The following is a 17,552-nucleotide window of genomic DNA, read 5'->3' on the forward strand; positions in this document are numbered from 1 at the left end:
GCTCTCCGCTTTATGAAAATTGAAAATATGGGAGAAGTTCGGTAAGCAGCGGCTGCTTGTTGTCCTTATCGGAAAGGACATAGGCATCCATCAGCGGCCACCGAATTCCTATGGCGGGATCGTCCCACCGCACCCCGCGGTCATGCTCCGCGCTATAGGGAGCGGTCACCTTGTAACTGATGATCGTATCGGGCTGCAGTGTGATGAACCCATGCGCAAATCCGGTCGGAACCCAAAGCTGTGCGCCGTTCTCCGGCGACAGTTCTGCCGAGACCCATTTTCCGTAGGTTGGAGAGCTATGTCTGATATCGACGGCCACATCCAGGAGCGCGCCACGAAGGCAGCGCACGAGTTTGCCCTGTGCGATGGGAGGCAATTGAAAATGCAATCCCCGGACGGTTCCCGGTTGCGCTGAAAGGGATTCATTGTCCTGTACGAAAGTAACATCGGCCACATTTGCGCGGAACCAGGAATCTTTGAAGACTTCGCTGAAATAGCCCCTTGAGTCGCCAAATCTGGCGGGAGTGATCCTTTTAACATCCCCGATCTCGAGTTGTTCAAGATTCAACGCGTACATCCTTACATCAGGCTATATCGCCGGCTCACGACCTATAACTCGATACGGCTCGTTATTAGGTCTCCTTAACGATTTTCGCGTTCTCTTCGTCTATTATGAAGATGGCACGCAATTCATCCAGCTTCAATTCTCGGCGCGGGCAGCTAGAACGAATGACGCTCAGCTTGTGTACCCGCGCTGGTTCGCGGATGATGGAACATCTCTCGATTGCGGTGTCGAAGTTATTTAGTCAAGAGATTCAATTGCCCTGGGAAGCAACGACCAGGACACAAAATCTGCATATGCCTGCGTAATGCCATCGCTAAGTGATGTGGTGGCCCTCCACCCAAGTGCCGCCAAACGGTCAACACTCATCAGCTTACGCGGCGTTCCGTCTGGTTTCGTCTGATCATAAACAATCTCACCCTTGAAGCCGACGACCCTCATGATTGTCTCGGCAAGTTCTCGGATGGTGATGTCTTCGCCCGTCCCGACATTGATGAGCCCTTCGCTGACGTCGCTTTCCATCAAAAATACACAAGCGTCAGCCATATCATCGACATAGAGGAACTCGCGCATCGGCCGACCGGACCCCCAGACGACCAGTTGCCGATCACCACGAACCTTGGCCTCATGGACCTTTCTGATCAGGGCCGGCATCACATGGCTACTGTCCAAATCATAGTTGTCATTCGGCCCGTACAGATTAGTCGGCATCCCCGAGACATAGCGGGTTCCATATTGCCGATTGTAGCTCTCGCAGAGCTTGACCCCCGCTATCTTGGCGATCGCATAAGGCTCGTTCGTCGGCTCCAGCGGGCCAGTCAGCAAATACTCCTCTCGAATGGGCTGAGGGCAGTCGCGTGGGTAGATGCAACTCGAGCCAAGAAAAAGCATGCGTTCCACACCAGCCTGCCAGGCGGCATTAACAACATTCGTCTCGATCATCAGATTCTGGTAGAGGAACTCGGCACGATAAACGTTATTTGCATGGATGCCGCCAACCCTTGCCGCGGCCATGAAGATGTAGTCCGGCCGCTCCGCCTTCATGAATTCGGCAACGGCCGCCTGATTGACGAGATCCAGCTCGGCGTGGCTTCTGGTGACGATGTTCGTGTAGCCGCCAGCCTTCAGCCTCCGGACAATGGCCGACCCCACCATGCCTCGATGGCCTGCAACATAGATCTTCACGTCTCTGTTCATCGGATCACTCGTGATAATCGTATGCGGAGAAGCCGTGGCGTTTCACGAGTTCGTCCCGCTCTGCGGACTTAAGATCCTCGCGCATCATTTCCTTAACAAGCTGCTTAAAGGTTATCCTTGGTTCCCAGCCGAGCTTTTCCTTCGCCTTCGACGGATCGCCCAGCAGAGTCTCGACCTCTGTGGGACGGAAGTATCGGGGGTCGACCGCGACGATGCAGCGGCCGTTCTCGTCGTAGCCTTTTTCCTCGGCGCCTGATCCCTTCCATGAGATTGGAAGCCCAATCTCATGCGCCGCGGCGTCAACGAATTCGCGGACGCTGTACTGCACGCCAGTGGCGATGACGAAATCCTCCGGCTCGTCCTGCTGCAGCATCAGCCATTGCATCTCAACATAGTCTTTGGCATGCCCCCAGTCACGCTTTGCGTCCAGGTTGCCGAGATAGAGGCATTCCTGAAGGCCAAGCTTGATACGCGCCATTGCACGGGTGATCTTGCGCGTCACAAAGGTCTCGCCACGCACGGGGCTCTCGTGGTTGAAGAGGATGCCGTTGCAGGCATAAAAACCATAGGCTTCCCGATAGTTAACCGTGATCCAGTAGGCGTAGAGTTTGGCGACAGCGTACGGCGAGCGCGGATAGAAAGGGGTCGTTTCGCGTTGCGGGATTTCCTGCACCAGGCCGTAGAGTTCGGAAGTGGACGCCTGGTAGAAACGCGTCTTCTTCTCAAGGCCGAGAATGCGGATCGCCTCGAGGATGCGCAGCGCGCCGAGCGCGTCGGAATTCGCCGTATATTCCGGCTCTTCGAATGAGACGGCGACATGCGACTGCGCCGCGAGGTTATAGATCTCGTCGGGCTGGACCTGCTGGATGATGCGAACGAGGCTCGATGAATCCGTCATGTCCCCGTAGTGCAGCACAAGCCTGCGGTTGGTGTCGTGTGGGTCCTGGTAGAGGTGGTCGATACGGTCAGTATTGAAGAGGGACGTGCGGCGCTTGATGCCGTGTACCTCATATCCCTTCTCGATGAGAAGCTCTGCAAGATAGGAGCCGTCCTGGCCCGTGATCCCTGTGATGAGGGCTCTTTTCATGTCACATGTCTCTCAAGGTAGATTGTCTTTCGAATTGCTGGGCGTTGTATCCGCGCATCTGCGAATTGTAAATGAACAACCTTCGGGCAGCACGAACAGGTTGGGCTGGACCATTTTTTGAGCGGATCGTTCTACTGTTTGATGATCTGCGCGCTTTGCGACGCAACTACGGCTTGTTCACTGAGTTTCCGACGGCCACACGATCGAGGTCGACACCGGCGTCTTTAATGCGGCGCGGTAGGTGAAAATTTTTTGCTCCTGTCGTGTCGGGCCTTCCCAAACCTGGACACGCAGAATCACATGAGTAAAACGTTACGAAACGGCTTGTCATTTCTGCGAGCCGCCGCTATTGGCTGATGCCGAGCTTGATCTAGGCTTTTTGCCAGCTTTCCTACCCGCGTGTCGGACGGGCCAAAGCCATTGATCTCAGATGGCGGTTTGCTGTTTCGAACGGTAGCGGCGCTCCAAATGGTGTGATTAATAGAAGGGACTATCCGGCCTTACTCGGCGGCCAAACTTAAAACACAGGTTGCAACTGACGCCCCGGTGGCCGAGAGAAGCATAGGAAATTGACGCTGCGTGCCGCCTGGGCATCCTCCCAGACCAACGAAATTGCTGGCTGCAGAAGAATCCAACGACAGAGGTTAAAATGTTTCGCAAAGATGTTCTCGAAGAATCGCCCTTCGTGATTGCCGAAGTGGGCCAAAATCATCAGGGAGACCTGGATATCGCCCGGGAATATATTCGAATTTATGCATTCGAAGGCGCGGATGCGATCAAGTTTCAGACGCGCAACAATAGGTACCTTTTTTCGGAGGATGCTTATGCGGCTGGCTATGATAGCGAAAATGCTTTTGCAGAAACCTATGGCGCTCATCGAGAGAAGCTCGAGCTAAAGCCGGAATGGTTGCCTATTCTGAAGGCTGATTGCGAAAAGCACGGCGTGAAGTTCATGTCGACACCCTTCGACGAGCCAAGTCTCGAGATTCTTCAGCAGATTGATGTCGACCTGTTGAAAGTGGCTTCGTTCGATCTTGGCAACCTTCCCTTCCTCAATCGAATCGCGAAACTAGGTAAGCCCGTTGTCATGAGCATTGGCGGCGGCAAGATCGAACAGATTCGGTCCAGCGTCGAGGTAGTGTTGAAGCATCACGATCAGTTGGCCATCCTGCACTGCGTCTCCGAATACCCGTGCGAGTACAACCGCCTTGGGCTGGACAATATTGAGGTTCTCATCAAGGAGTTTCCGGATTGTATCGTCGGCTCGTCCGATCACTTCAACGGGACGTTGTCAGGCCCGATTGCCTACATGAAGGGCGCGCGCGTGTTCGAAAAGCACGTTACCCTCAACCGTGCCTGGAAAGGCACCGACCACAGCTTTGCACTGGAGCCAGACGGCTTCCGCAAGTTCGTGCGTGACATCAAACGCGTCCGCGCGATGATGCCTCAGAAGCCGGCGGACGAGATCGGCAACGAAAGAGTGTTCAAAAAGCTGGGCAAGTCGATCATCGCATATTCGGACATTCGCGTCGGCGAAGAGTTGACCATGGATAAGCTTTCGGGCCGCATTTTCAATACTCATTTCATCCCTGTGCGGGAGAGCAACACGGTTCTCGGAAAAACGGTGAAGCGGGATATTGCAAAGGGTGAGCCCATTCAATACTCCGATTTCGGCTGAGCTTCCGTTCCGAGGCTTCGAGGGGATACGCAGCGAGCCTCGATACGGAACCTCCCCGAAAAACCCAGGGGTTGGCAGATCGGGTAAGGAGAGCGGCGCCCAATCGCTCTCCGCCGGTCAGGCCTGCATCGAGACGAGGTGGCAATCATGAATGTCGATGGACTTTTTGACGTGAGTGGCGACATCGTCCTTGTAACCGGTGTTTCCGGCCAACTGGGCGGCGAGTACGCCAAGGCTTTTCTGGCGCGCAGTGCGCGCGTTGTTGGCCTTGATCTCCGCCCCTCTGCCGGCAGCTTCGCGATGCAGGACGAATACCCCGACAATTTCATGTTTTGTTCGGCGGATGTGACCAAGAAGGCGTCATTGGAGGAGGCGCTTCATGACGTGACCGGTAGATTCGGTACCCCCACCGTTCTCATCAACAATGCCGCTATCGATTCTCCGCCTTCCGCCCCGCCCGAGGAAAACGGGCCGTTCGAAGACTACCCGGAAGCGTCTTGGGACAAGGTTATCGACGTGAACCTCAAGGGCGTCTATCTCTCATGCCAGGTATTCGGGGCCGAGATGGCCAATGCCGGCAAGGGATCAATCATCAACGTTGCTTCCATTTATGGGCTCGTTTCTCCCGACCAGAGCCTCTACGAATATCGCCGAAAGCGCGGAGAGGTGTTCTTCAAGCCCGTAGCCTATTCAGCATCGAAATCCGGTATCCTGAATCTGACGCGATACTTGGCGACTTATTGGGCGAAGCGCAACGTGCGCGTAAACTCGCTGACGATCGCGGGCGTCTTTAACAGCCAGGAACCCGACTTCCTCGATGTTTACTGCAGCCGGATCCCTATCGGTCGTATGGCGAGCGTCGATGAATACAACGGCGCTATGTTATTCTTGGCGAGCCCTGCATCCCAATATATGACGGGCTCTAATCTCATCATCGACGGCGGCTGGACGGCAATCTGAACATGACGACGCTTCGCATTCTCAATTGGATCAACGGCCAGGCCAGCCACGCCTCGAGCGAAGGATGGCTTGAGAAATTCAATCCGCACAGTGGCGAACTCCTTTATCACGTGGCTGACTCTTCGCAGGATGATGTTGAGCAAGCGATAACCACAGCGCGTTCGGCGTTCCCAGCGTGGGCGGAGCTTACACCCGTAAAGCGCGGCCAGATTCTGATGGATATCGTCGCCCTGATGAAGCGGCGTTCCGATGAGCTGGCGGAATGCATTGCGGTTGAAACCGGCAAGCCTCCCCAGGACGCCAAAGGCGAGACCGGCGGAGCGATCATGCAGGCGGAATATTTCGCGGGCGAGGGTATGCGCCTATACGCCCGGTCGCTCACCTCAGGCACGCCCGGCAAATATAGCCACACCGTGCGCCAGCCTCGTGGCGTAGCTGGCCTGATCGTGCCGGCAAATACGCCGATCGCCAACATCGCATGGAAGACTTTTCCGGCACTTATCTGCGGCAATACAGTGGTCCTAAAGGCCGCCGAAGATTCACCACGCATCGCTCAGCTCTTTGCCGAATTGACTAAGGAGGCAGGGTTGCCTGACGGCGTATTCAACGTCGTGCATGGACGCGGCGAGCCGGCTGGCTCGACGTTGGTCACAGACGAACGGGTCGGCATCATCAGCTTCACAGGCTCAACCGGAGTAGGCCGCAGGATTGCGGAAGTCGCCGGTAGGCGACTCGCCCGTGTTTCTCTTGAACTGGGCGGCAAGAACCCCTTTGTTGTCTGTGACGACGCAGATCTCGATCAGGCGGTGCACTGGGCGGCGTTGTCGGCCTTCAGCAATGCCGGCCAACGCTGCGCCGCCGGGAGCCGCATGCTGGTTTTTAGATCCGTCTACGACGAGTTTCGGAGCCGATTGGCCGCCAAGGCCAAAGGCCTCACGCTCGGCGTTGCCGCCGGATGCGATCTCGGACCGCTCGTTAGCCTTCGTCAGCAACAGTCTGTGCTTTCCGCCATCGAGCGCGCAAAGGGGCAGGGCGGCCAGGTGCTTTGTGGGGGACGCGCACCGGACGCACCGGAGTTGGCCGCTGGCTACTACGTCGAACCCACTGTCATCGATGGTCTTGCTACCACCTCGGAGCTCAGCTGCAAGGAAGTCTTCGGTCCGGTGACAACACTTCACCCTGTTGACAGCATGTCGGAGGCTTTGGACGTGGCAAATGCCACAGAATACGGATTGACCGCTGCTGTGCACACCAGCAACGTCGATCGTGCGATGTGGTTTGCTCAAAGGGTCAGGGCCGGCGTCGCGAACGTCAATATGGGCACTTACGGAAGCGAGCCGCACATGCCGTTCGGAGGCTTTGGATCGTCTGGGAATGGCACGCGCGAGCCTGGGGTCGAGGCACTTGATGTGTATTCGGAACTGAAAAACATCTCCTTCCTGGTCCGCACGGGAATGCTCTGATCATGACGACGAAGCCGCGCTCTGTTGCTTTTATTCCTGCGCGCTCTGGTTCGAAGCGCGTACCTAACAAGAATATCCGGCCTCTGGCCGAACACCCCATGATCGCCTATTCGATCCGCGCTGCGATCGACAGCGGTGTTTTTGATGCCGTTATCTGCGCAACAGACAGCGAGATCTATGCGGACATCGCCCGCCATTATGGCGCCGAAGTGCCGTTTTTGCGTGCGGCGGAAATCTCTTCCGACAAGTCTCCGGACATCGAATGGGTGGTTTGGATGTTGGATCAGCTCCGTGCCGAGGGACGCGAGTTCGACGTATTCAGCATCTTGCGCCCTACGAGCCCGTTTCGTCTTCCAGAGACAATCCAGCGTGCATGGCAGTGCTTCATGGCGGACCCAAGAGCAGATTCCCTTCGCGCCATCGAAAAATGCAAACAGCATCCGGGAAAGATGTGGGTCATACGTGAGAACAGGATGCTCCCTCTAATCCCATTTAGCATTGGCACGACCCCATGGCATAGCAGCCAGTATGCTGCTCTGCCCGAGGTCTATGCACAGGATGCCAGCCTCGAGATTGCTTGGTCACGCGTCCCGCTCGAAAGCAACAGTATTGCGGGCGAGTCAATCATTCCATTCGTCAGCCAGGGATACGAAGGCTTCGATATCAACGAACCGGAAGACTGGTGGATGGCAGAGCGACTGCTGGCGACGCGATCGGCAGCTCTTCCAAATATCTCAATCAACCCCTATAACCTATTGAATAGACCGGAGTAAGTCGTGGGCGATCTCGTAGGACAAGCGGTAGAAGGCACCCTTTACTACCTGCCGTATAAGGAGTTTCAGCGGGTACGTGCGATTAATACCTCTCGCGAACAGAGAGCCGCTCTCTTTTCTGATATGTGCCGTCTGAATGCTCTCTACATGATCGGTCGCGCCGGCTCCGGTCATATCGGTAGTAGTTTCAGCAGTCTCGATATCGTTAGCTGGCTTCTTCTCGAAGAAATGACGGGCGATGACGTCTATTTCAGCTCCAAGGGACACGATGCGCCAGGCTACTACGCGGCACTGATTGGCGCCGGTAAGCTCGATTTCGAACTTATCCACAAACTTCGCCAGATAGATGGTCTGCCGGGCCATCCCGATGTTGGCACCCCGGGGATGGTGACAAATACCGGCTCGCTCGGCATGGGTGTCTCCAAGGCCAAGGGCATGGTGATTGCGAACAGGATGAACAACCGCGTGGGGCGCATCTTCGTGATGACGGGCGACGGCGAGCTTCAAGAAGGCCAGTTCTGGGAATCCCTGGTCTCGGCAGCCAATTTTGGGCTGCAGGAGATTACGGTCATCATCGATCACAACAAGCTGCAGTCAGACACTTTCGTGAAGAACGTGTCTGATCTTGGTGACCTTGAGGCAAAGCTCGGGGCGTTTGGATGGTGTGTCGCTCGCTGTGACGGAAACGATATTGCTGCTTTTGCCGCCACGTTGAACTCCATCCAAGACGACCCGCGTCCGAAGGTTATCGTTGCCGATACCGTCAAGGGCAAGGGCGTCTCCTTCATGGAGCATACGTCGCTGGATTCCGACGTGGCCATGTACCGCTTCCACAGCGGCGCGCCTGATGCGAGTAGCTACCGCGCTGCCGCGCAGGAAATCATGGATCGTCTGCAAGCCAATCTGAGCGGCGCCGGTATCACCGGGCTGGAGTTTGAAACGCTGGAACGGCCCGCATCCGCGGCCCCGTCGGAAAAGGCTCAGCGCCTCGTTGCCGCCTACAGCAAGGCTCTGATCGCACAGGCTGAGAAGCATTCGAACCTCGTTGCCCTTGACGCAGACCTGGTGCTGGATACCGGCCTCATCCCATTCCGCGAGCAGTTTCCCGATCGATTTATCGAATGCGGTATCGCCGAACAGGATATGGTTTCCACAGCCGGCGGCATGGCGCTGAACGGCTTGCTGCCGATCGTCCACTCATTCGCGTGCTTCCTGTCAACGCGGCCAAATGAGCAGATCTACAACAACGCCACGGAAAAGACGAAGATCATCTATGTCGGCTCTCTTGCAGGTGTCGTTCCCGGCGGCCCGGGGCACTCGCATCAATCCGTTCGAGATATCTCGGCGCTGGCAGCCATGCCTGGGATGGCGCTGGTAGAGCCGTCTTGCGATGCGGAGGTCGGTCTGCTTTTGGATTGGTGCGTGAACGAAGCGCCTGGCAGCAGCTACATCCGGCTGATATCAGTACCTTGGGAAGTCCCGTACTCACTTCCGGCCGACTATCGGCCAATAAAAGGCCGGGGTCTCACTCTCACAGAAGGTGAAGACGTCGCCATCATCGCTTACGGCCCGGTGCTCCTGAGCAATGCGATCGCCGCCTCAAAAATGCTCGCTGAAAAGCACGGTGTCAGTGCCAGAGTCATCAATTTGCCCTGGCTCAATCACGTAGACGCGAAATGGCTGCGATCGGCAGTTTCAGGATGCAGTGCGGTAGTCTCGCTTGACAATCATTATCTGGTAGGCGGACAGGGTGATGCAATTGCCAGGGCGATGGTGCAGACGGGCTGTAGCGTGCCGGTAATTTGCTTGGGCGTAGGTGATATCCCTCCCAGTGGGACAAATGCCCAGGTTCTTGACGCATTGGGCCTCGATGCAATAGCCATCGCTGTGGCTGTCGCGGCAATATCGACCAAGGCAGGGTCATAGCTTATCGTCGTAGTTCGCTCATCTGCCACCGTCGCAGGCGCGGTCGATCGGGAAAATTAAACGGGTGACACAGGGTGTGGGTTTGCTGCACCGCTCGCGGATTGGTTTGAATGACTTCAAAAAAAGCTCTGATTTGCGGCATCTCCGGGCAAGACGGCACGCTTTTGGCTGATCTGTTACTGCGTGAGGGCTACGAGGTTATAGGCACCTCGCGAGACGCAGCGACGGCATCGTTTCGCAATCTTGAGCGACTTGAACTAAGGGATCGCTTAAAACTCGTCTCCATGGCGCCAACGGATTTTCGAAGCGTGCTCCAGACGTTATCTCGATCCCACCCCCATGAGATTTACAACCTCGCGGGACAGAGTTCTGTCGGCTTGTCTTTTGAGCAACCGGTCGAAACGATGGAGAGTATCGTTTTCGGAACTTTGCATATCCTGGAAGCCATCCGATTCCTCGGCCTGGATACGCGCTTTTATAATGCGGGTTCGAGCGAATGTTTCGGCAATACCGGCGGACATCCGGCTGATGAGAACACGCCTTTTCGTCCCCGCAGCCCTTACGCAGTGGCCAAGGCTGCTGCTCAGTGGGAGGTAGCCAACTACCGGGAGTCCTACGGGCAGTTTGCATGCACAGGCATACTGTTCAACCATGAATCACCATTCCGGCCCGAGCGCTTTGTCACAAAGAAGATTGTCTCTACAGCTTGCAAAATTTCCCGAGGTTCGAAACAAAAACTGAGGCTTGGCAACATAGACATTACAAGAGACTGGGGCTGGGCACCTGAGTATGTTCAAGCTATGTGGCTAATGCTTCAGCAAGACATCCCTGACGACTATGTAATCGCGACAGGTCAAAGCCATAGCCTCGAAGAGTTTCTGGACAAGACGTTTCGCCGACTTGGGTTGAAATGGAAAGAACATGTGGAAACGTCTGCTGAGTTCAGGCGCCCCTCAGACATTGCAGAAGGCCACGCCAACCCCGCAAAAGCGAGAGCGCAATTGGGCTGGACTTCGAAGTTGAGTCTGGATGACATCATCGATCGGCTCGTGTCTCACGAGCTTTCGTCTGCATCACAGTGAGTTCGCATACATGATCACACGTTTTCTCTCTCGCTCTCGCCGATATCTCAGCCGTCTTAGTCATACCGCACGCAGCGACTCAGGCCCTGACGGCGAACTTGGCTGGCCGCATCTCGTCGTCACGACGAAGCTTTGGAAACGCGCGCTGACCGAAACAAAGAAGGGCGACGTTGTTCTGATCGCTACAACGGTCAGTGGCTTCTATGCCGGTGTGTTGGTTGAAAGCCTCCTGGGAATTGCACTGACGCTTCGCGGAGCCCGTGTGCACTATTTGGTTTGCGACGCGCAGATGCCTACCTGCCTGCAGGTTCATCAAGGCAAGATCGAGAGCGTCGACATCGTCACAGACTATAAGATGAAGGAAAAAGTCTGCCCTGGCTGTATTAAAAGAGGTGCAAAGCTTCTCGAACCACTTGGCCTTCCGGTCATCCGATATAGCGATCATCTTTCCTCGAGCAGGGCCCGCGAACTGCGCGATCTCGCTAATATGATTGATGTCGGCGAGATACCGGACTACATGCACGCGGGGGTCAATGTCGGACAGCACGCCCTATCAGGCGCCCTTCGATTTTTTTCCCGAGGCCACCTACCACCAACGCGGGAAGGTGAGGCGGTCTTGAGGCGCTACCTCGAAGCTGCCCTTGTTACGCAAGAGGTCACTCAATCAGTGATCAATGCGCTGCAGCCGACGGTGGCTGTCTACAATCATGGGATCTACGTCCCACACGGAGTGATCTCCGACGTTGCGCGAGGCAACGCAGTTCGCATTGTCACTTGGAATGTTGCGTACAAAAGCAAGTGCTTCATATTTTCGCATGACGACACTTACCATCACACGCTTATTGAGGAACCTACGTCCGTTTGGGAGAATATCTCACTCGAAGGGGAACTGGACAAAGAGCTCGACGAATATTTGAAGAGCCGCTGGTATGGAACGAGTGACTGGATCTGGTTTCACGATCAACCTCAGCACTCACTAAAAGCCATAGAGGACGAAATTGGTATCGATTTCACCAAACCAGTCGTCGCGGCATTGACCAACGTATTCTGGGACGCTCAGTTGCATTATAAAGCCAATGCCTTCAAAGATATGCTGGAATGGCTCCAGGCAACGATAGCTTATTTCAGCACGCGGCCTGATCTTCAGTTGGCCATCAGAATTCATCCTGCTGAGATGCGGGGTGCGATTCCGTCTAAGCAGCCGCTGGTCGAAGAAATACGGAAGCTGTTTCCGGAACTTCCGGCGAATGTATTTGTCATCCCGCCTGAAAGCCAAGCGAGCACTTACTCCCTTTGCGAAGGTTCGAATGCTGTCATCATCTACGGCACCAAGACCGGTGTTGAGATGACAGCGAAAGGCATCCCTGTCGTCGTTGCAGGAGAGGCATGGATACGAAACAAGGGCTTGACACTCGATGCGGATACTCCTGAAAGCTATCGGCGGTTACTCGAAAAGCTCCCCTTGGATTCACGTATGAACGAGGCGCAAGTCATCCGGGCGCGGAAATATGCCTATCACTTCTTTTTCCGGCGCTTTATCCCAATCGACTTTGTCAAAGAGGATAAGGCATCGCCGCCATACAAGGTCGAGCCGTCGACCTCCGAGACCTTGTTGCCAGGCGGTGATCGTGGATTAGACGTTATTTGTGATGGGATTCTTCGGCGAACGCCGTTTATCTACCCTGCGGAGGTTCAATGAGGCTTCTGGCTAAGTTAGCAAAGTTGGTACGCCCCACAGCCCGCGAGGCTGCGGCAAGAGTGAGGCCCAATTCGTATGAGCAGGGTGGACGCATCCCGTGGTCAGCCGGTTATTCTAAACACCGGAGTGCGCTCGTAACAAGTGTACTCAAATCGCCCGATTTACTCGGCGCTTTTGAAAATTCCTTGCCGCTACCCGACGACTTTGGATTTAAAATTGATGAAAGAGTCGTTGAATTGCCGTGGGTCGCGTCGCGTCTAGGGCGGGGCGACAGCGTTCTCGACGCCGGATGCGCTTTCTTCAAATATCCAGCAGCAAGAGAACGAATCTCCGGGGAGAGCTCGGTGACCCTCATTGCTCTTGATGCCAAGGACATGACTTTCGATCTAAACGCGCGGTCGGTGGATCGGGTGCAAGCCGACCTGCGCGAGGTTCCCTGTACCAGCGAATCCTTTGACAACGCCATATGCATTTCCACGATTGAGCATGTGGGAATGGACAATACGCAACTCTATACCAGTAACGATATTTTCCGGGAAAACAATGCTGATGACTATTTGAAAGTTGCCTCCGAGCTGGCGCGCGTCCTAAGGGTCAACGGCAATCTCTATATTACTATTCCATTCGGCAAATATAAGAATCATGGGTGGCTACAAGTTTTTGACGGTGCGATGGTGGACAGTCTTATCGCGAGCACCGGCTGTCAGCTAATTACGGAAAACATCTATCGGCATGGGCCAAGGGGCTGGCAGTTATCTACGAGGCAGACGTCTGCAGACGCCGTCTACTTCGACGTCCATTCGAAAGACGCCGATGCCCGCTTTTCAAATCTTGCTGCCGCTGAGGCGGTGGTGTGTCTGCATCTGAGGCGAATATGACAACATACATCTACATGCTTGAGTGGCATAAAACATCCAGTCCGGCATTCCATCGCATATTCGTCAACTACCTCCGCGGCCATTCTGATGTGGTGGAGGTTGTCTGGGATGGTAAGTCGATCCGCGAGGAGTGGAAAGACATCGACTCCGAGTCCGCGTTCATTTTCTGCCAAAAACGGCCGCCAGATCATCATTTTAAGAAGTACCCACATGCTCGCATCATCTGGATTCCCATGTGGAATAATGTGATGCTGATGAATGACACGCAATGGGCAAGGCTTCCCAAGCACTACAAGATTATCTCCTACAGTCCATCAATCACCATAGCCGCTAGGAAGGCGGGGCTTCGGGTACTTGAGGTTCAATATGTCCCCGATGTACCGGAGGATAGCGAGACCAGCTGGTCCGATGGCAACGTCCTTTACTACTGGAACAGAGTGGGCCTAGTGAAGCCGGATGTCCTTGCCAAGATTTGCAAGGAACTAGATGTAAAGACACTGTACTTCAAGCCTCGGCTGGATCCGGGCGTCCCAGAGGGGCGGGGATACCAAGCACGCGACATTCCGGTCGATATTCCGGTTGTAGAGGTTCCGTTCTTCGATGACCCGTCGGAAGCCGACAAGTTCGTTCGCGGTGCTAATATCGTGATAGCGCCGCGACCCGTTGAAGGTGTTGGCCTCTCTTTTCTTGAGGCTATGGCGCGTGGCTGTACTGTACTTTCGGTGAAGCAGCCGACGATGACGGATTACATTGAGGATGGTGTCAACGGGATATTCCTAGAAACCGTTAAGGACAACGAGCTAGGGGGGACGCCCATGACCGCGCTCCTCGTATCCCCGGATCAGGACTGGGAACGTCTTCGCAGCCTGAACGTACAACAGCTGGGTAATGCTGCCCACTACGGCCTGGCTAGAAGCCATGCAATTTGGGTGGCAGATCAGGAACGTCTGAACGACTTCGTCTTCGATCCCGTTAACATTAGTATGAATGAGGGGATCCTGGCCGAATTGCACCGGCTCATACCCGAAGCGCAGACATCGGCTCGTTTTGACGCATTCTATTCCCGCAAACTCCGCAACCTCCGGGAGCAGATACATCCGACGGGGGTCCTAGACAGACGGATCATCAAGGCTTCTGGCGGCGCAAAATACTATGTAAACTTGGGAGATCGCATGGGATGCGATTTCTACTATGGCGCCATGACCGAGGTCCAAGACCTGCTGGCGTTCCTTGGCGCAATCAGACCGGCCGATGTCATCTTAGATATCGGAGCGAATATTGGCCTTTATACCATAGCCAGCGGTCTGGCCCTTGGTGGAAAGGGGAAGGTGTATTCGTTCGAGCCTGACGCTCGTTCGCTAAAACTTCTTTCGGAAAATATCCAGTTGAATTCACTTTCGGATAAAGTTCGCGTGTTCGACTACTGTATCGGAGGCTATAACGGGACGACCAGTTTCAGCTTGTCTTCTGAACCAAGCTTGAGCGGAATGAGCGACACCGGTCGCGCGCGCCAATTTGGTGAGGTTACTCTCCCCGTCCACACGATTGATTGGGTCGTTGCGGAAAACGGTCTGACAAGTGTCGATGCGATCAAGATAGACGTCGAAGGCCACGAACCGGAGGTTCTCGAAGGTGCCATGCAAACGATCGAAAAATTTCAGCCTTTGATCATGCTGGAACTGACACACAAGAACCTGCCGCGGTCAAAGCACGACGAAATGTTTCTGCTGCTTGCACGGCTCTTCAAGAGTGGCTATACCTGCCGCCACCTGTCAGCGAAGCAGGATGAGTTCCTGAAACTGCCGAATGCAAAGGCGATTTTCCGAGGGCTGCTTAACGGCAACTACTTCTTTATAAAGGAAGGTTCTTCGAAGCTGAAGAGATTTGACACACAAATCACGTCAGCACGTCGGAACTATTTCCCCTTCAAGGAACCGCCGGTGTTCAGGCTCCTCGAAAGATTGCGTAATCGGCGCAATGCTCAGCAAATATTCAGAACGTACGCTTTGGAGCTTATCAACACCCTTTCCAAGCGAGGTTAGGTTGGCCGTATAGCAACGTTCACAATAGCGAGAATAGAGTGTCCAACAACGAAATTATCATACGCCCGCCTAAGCTTCTCGCGCAGTTCAGCGTCAGGGAGCTTTGGGAATGCCGCTCTCTCATCTATTCGATGATCAGCAGGCAACTCAAATCGGAATTCGATCAGCAGTATCTAGCATTCATCTGGCCGGTCTTCCGCCCCGTGCTTATGGTAATTTTGTTCACTTTGTTCAGGCATCTTTCGGACGCAAAGACCGGGGTCTCGATACCTTATCCTTTATATGTTTATTCGGGGCTTGTTCTCTGGTTCATGTTTACGGAGGCAGTGATGCAAACCGCCGGTTCAATCCGGCGCGAAGCTGATATCGTAAAGAAGATCTATTTCCCGAAAGTAATCGTTCCCATCTCCGACATTATTACGAATGTGGTGATATTCTCGCTCAATGCGGTGCCATTAGTGCTGATGATGCTGTACTATGGGGGCTATCCGGGACTGAAGATTCTGCTGTTGCCGATCTTCATCCTGCAGTTCACTATTCTCATTTTCGGGCTTGGCTGTCTGTTTGCGGCGTTGGGCTTGCAGAGCAATGATTGGGAGCGCTTCCTGGGGTTCGCTCTTTATGTGGGGCTCTTTGTTTCTCCTGTTATTTACGCGCCAGGGATGATCCCAGCGGATTTCCAGACGCTCTACGCTTTCAATCCAATGGTGGGAACGTTAGGCGCCTTTCGCGCGTGCCTTTTTGCCGATTGGCCTTTTCCACTTTTTGACTGGGCGATAGCGGCGATGGTCAGTGTCACCGTCGGTCTGATTGGTTTCATTGCGTTTCAGCACATGGAGCGCCACTTTGTTGATAGGTTGTAAATTTGTCTGAGCTTGCAGTTGAAGTTAAAGGTCTCAGCAAGTGCTACTCGATTGAGAACGCTGGCATTAAGGGTGGGAAGTGGCAGCGACTTGCTCATAAGTTGCTCTTCGGCGAAGACGATTCCAGTAAGTTCTGGGCGCTGCAGGATGTGAATTTTTCCGTTCCGGCCGGTCAGAGAGTTGGCGTTATCGGGAAGAACGGCGCTGGGAAGTCCACGCTCCTGAAGATAATGTCTCGGGTTTCCTATCCGACAGCCGGTGAGGTGCGAATTCGGGGAAGCTTGGCGTCGCTGCTGGAGGTTGGAACCGGTTTCAATGATAATCTTACCGGGCGTGAAAACATCTATTTAAACGCCTCGCTGTACGGCATGAGCCGAAGCCTTATAACGCAGCGGTTTGATCAGATTGTCGCGTTCTCCGAGATCGGCCGGTTCATCGATACCCCGATCAAGCACTATAGCAGCGGGATGCGCATGCGGCTGGCATTCTCAGTAGCTGCTCATCTCGAGCCCGACATCCTACTTTTGGACGAAGTGCTCGCGGTGGGTGATATGTCGTTCCAGCAGAAGTGTCTTGAACGCGTGGATGAGTTGACATCACAAGGCAAGACACTTTTCTTTGTCTCGCACAGCATGGATTCGGTTCTGCGCTATTGCACCCGATGCCTCTGGATCGACCGTGGGAAACTGCGGATGGACGGCGATACGCGCGAAGTGACTGAGGCCTATGTTGAGGAAGTATTGAAGGTTCGCTCTGAACGAACTCTTGTATCAAGCGGTGATAGGCTCAGCGGGGCAGACGACCAGCACCAGCCCGTCGAGATCGAGTCAACCGGCTCCGCCTTCGCCCACGAAACTACGCAGCACCTAGATGAGGCTGAGCCGGTTTCAGCCAGGATCATAAATTCTCTCGGAAGCAAGGCGACATTGGTTTCTGTTGCCGAGCAGGTTGGCGTAGAGCTAACCTACGACGTTAATGGCCCAGGTTTCTACGCACCGGCAATCCATGTCTATTGTCCTTTGGGTACGCTGGCGTTCGTTGCCACGCACCCAAGCACGGATATCGCCGACTTTGAGAAGACGCGCCCGACCCGAGTAAGGGCGACGGTATGGATGCCAGCTCATTTGTTCAACATTGGAACCTATTCGGTAAGCCTTACCGTCTTCAGTCCAAAGGAGGCGCCGTTTAAACGCTACTTTGCGCTGGAGAGATATTTGTCCTTTCACGTCGTGGAAGCAGCTATTGGTGAGAAATCCGCACGAGGACTGATGCCGCGGCAGTTTCCTGGGCCTGTCAGGCCACTGTTGGATTGGTCGGTAAACGATGTCGAACGATAGGTATT

14 protein-coding genes are annotated in these 17,552 nt (G+C 54.6%); 11 read left to right on the forward strand and 3 right to left on the reverse strand.

Going from position 1 to position 17,552, the window contains the following annotated elements; genetic code table 11:
- Positions 1-10: 10 nt before the first annotated feature.
- From rfbC to gmd, 3 genes are all read right to left on the reverse strand, one after another.
- A complete protein-coding gene (rfbC, locus tag NE852_RS04520; protein WP_008529658.1) occupies positions 11-577 on the reverse strand; it encodes a dTDP-4-dehydrorhamnose 3,5-epimerase in 567 nt (188 codons plus the stop codon).
- Between the two features lie 225 nt (positions 578-802).
- A complete protein-coding gene (locus NE852_RS04525) occupies positions 803-1,759 on the reverse strand; it encodes a GDP-L-fucose synthase (RefSeq protein WP_008529653.1) in 957 nt (318 codons plus the stop codon).
- 4 nt (positions 1,760-1,763) lie between these two features.
- A complete protein-coding gene (gene gmd, locus NE852_RS04530) occupies positions 1,764-2,846 on the reverse strand; it encodes a GDP-mannose 4,6-dehydratase (RefSeq protein WP_008529652.1) in 1,083 nt (360 codons plus the stop codon).
- Between the two features lie 649 nt (positions 2,847-3,495).
- Between gmd and NE852_RS04535 the strand changes: the two genes are divergently transcribed.
- The 11 genes from NE852_RS04535 to NE852_RS04585 all read left to right on the forward strand — a co-directional run bounded on the left by NE852_RS04535 (position 3,496) and on the right by NE852_RS04585 (position 17,547).
- Positions 3,496-4,524 carry an N-acetylneuraminate synthase family protein gene (locus NE852_RS04535; protein ID WP_008529651.1) on the forward strand — a complete coding sequence of 343 codons (1,029 nt, stop codon included), beginning with the start codon at positions 3,496-3,498 and terminating at the stop codon, positions 4,522-4,524.
- 147 nt (positions 4,525-4,671) lie between these two features.
- Positions 4,672-5,484 carry an SDR family oxidoreductase gene (locus tag NE852_RS04540; RefSeq protein ID WP_008529650.1) on the forward strand — a complete coding sequence of 271 codons (813 nt, stop codon included), beginning with the start codon at positions 4,672-4,674 and terminating at the stop codon, positions 5,482-5,484.
- A gap of 2 nt (positions 5,485-5,486) precedes the next feature.
- Positions 5,487-6,947, forward strand: a complete 1,461-nt coding sequence (locus NE852_RS04545; RefSeq protein ID WP_008529648.1) for an aldehyde dehydrogenase — start codon at positions 5,487-5,489, stop codon at positions 6,945-6,947.
- A 2-nt stretch (positions 6,948-6,949) separates the two neighbouring features.
- Positions 6,950-7,720, forward strand: coding sequence for an acylneuraminate cytidylyltransferase family protein (locus NE852_RS04550; RefSeq protein WP_037172343.1), 771 nt, complete (start codon positions 6,950-6,952; stop codon positions 7,718-7,720).
- Positions 7,721-7,723: 3 nt separating this feature from the next.
- Positions 7,724-9,646: a transketolase C-terminal domain-containing protein gene (locus NE852_RS04555; protein WP_037172341.1), complete on the forward strand. Its 1,923-nt coding sequence runs from the start codon at positions 7,724-7,726 to the stop codon at positions 9,644-9,646.
- Between the two features lie 110 nt (positions 9,647-9,756).
- Positions 9,757-10,728, forward strand: a complete 972-nt coding sequence (locus tag NE852_RS04560; RefSeq protein WP_008529644.1) for a GDP-mannose 4,6-dehydratase — start codon at positions 9,757-9,759, stop codon at positions 10,726-10,728.
- 10 nt (positions 10,729-10,738) lie between these two features.
- Positions 10,739-12,427, forward strand: a complete 1,689-nt coding sequence (locus NE852_RS04565) for a capsule biosynthesis protein (protein WP_164841429.1) — start codon at positions 10,739-10,741, stop codon at positions 12,425-12,427.
- On the forward strand, positions 12,424-13,305 hold the full coding sequence (locus tag NE852_RS04570) for a bifunctional 2-polyprenyl-6-hydroxyphenol methylase/3-demethylubiquinol 3-O-methyltransferase UbiG (RefSeq protein ID WP_128623567.1): 882 nt from the start codon (positions 12,424-12,426) through the stop codon (positions 13,303-13,305). Before NE852_RS04565 ends, NE852_RS04570 begins: the two co-directional genes overlap by 4 nt.
- Positions 13,302-15,347 (forward strand): FkbM family methyltransferase, encoded by a 2,046-nt coding sequence (locus NE852_RS04575; RefSeq protein WP_008529639.1) that lies wholly within the window; start codon positions 13,302-13,304, stop codon positions 15,345-15,347. The genes NE852_RS04570 and NE852_RS04575 overlap by 4 nt, the downstream gene beginning before the upstream one ends.
- Positions 15,348-15,385: 38 nt before the next feature.
- Complete coding sequence (locus NE852_RS04580) at positions 15,386-16,210, forward strand: ABC transporter permease (RefSeq protein ID WP_008529637.1); 825 nt, start codon at positions 15,386-15,388, stop codon at positions 16,208-16,210.
- Positions 16,211-16,212: 2 nt separating this feature from the next.
- On the forward strand, positions 16,213-17,547 hold the full coding sequence (locus NE852_RS04585; RefSeq protein ID WP_008529635.1) for an ABC transporter ATP-binding protein: 1,335 nt from the start codon (positions 16,213-16,215) through the stop codon (positions 17,545-17,547).
- The last annotated feature ends 5 nt before the right edge of the window (positions 17,548-17,552 follow it).

Source organism: Rhizobium sp. Pop5, assembly GCF_024721175.1.
Classification (GTDB): domain Bacteria; phylum Pseudomonadota; class Alphaproteobacteria; order Rhizobiales; family Rhizobiaceae; genus Rhizobium.

Coding starts and splice junctions, on each gene's coding strand:
- NE852_RS04565 (WP_164841429.1), top strand. CDS start 10,739: ATGATCACACGTTTTCTCTCTCGCTCTCGCCGATATCTCAGCCGTCTT.
- NE852_RS04570 (WP_128623567.1), top strand. CDS start 12,424: ATGAGGCTTCTGGCTAAGTTAGCAAAGTTGGTACGCCCCACAGCCCGC.
- NE852_RS04575 (WP_008529639.1), top strand. CDS start 13,302: ATGACAACATACATCTACATGCTTGAGTGGCATAAAACATCCAGTCCG.
- gmd (WP_008529652.1), bottom strand. CDS start 2,846: ATGAAAAGAGCCCTCATCACAGGGATCACGGGCCAGGACGGCTCCTAT.
- NE852_RS04550 (WP_037172343.1), top strand. CDS start 6,950: ATGACGACGAAGCCGCGCTCTGTTGCTTTTATTCCTGCGCGCTCTGGT.
- NE852_RS04540 (WP_008529650.1), top strand. CDS start 4,672: ATGAATGTCGATGGACTTTTTGACGTGAGTGGCGACATCGTCCTTGTA.
- NE852_RS04535 (WP_008529651.1), top strand. CDS start 3,496: ATGTTTCGCAAAGATGTTCTCGAAGAATCGCCCTTCGTGATTGCCGAA.
- NE852_RS04560 (WP_008529644.1), top strand. CDS start 9,757: ATGACTTCAAAAAAAGCTCTGATTTGCGGCATCTCCGGGCAAGACGGC.
- rfbC (WP_008529658.1), bottom strand. CDS start 577: ATGTACGCGTTGAATCTTGAACAACTCGAGATCGGGGATGTTAAAAGG.
- NE852_RS04545 (WP_008529648.1), top strand. CDS start 5,487: ATGACGACGCTTCGCATTCTCAATTGGATCAACGGCCAGGCCAGCCAC.
- NE852_RS04525 (WP_008529653.1), bottom strand. CDS start 1,759: ATGAACAGAGACGTGAAGATCTATGTTGCAGGCCATCGAGGCATGGTG.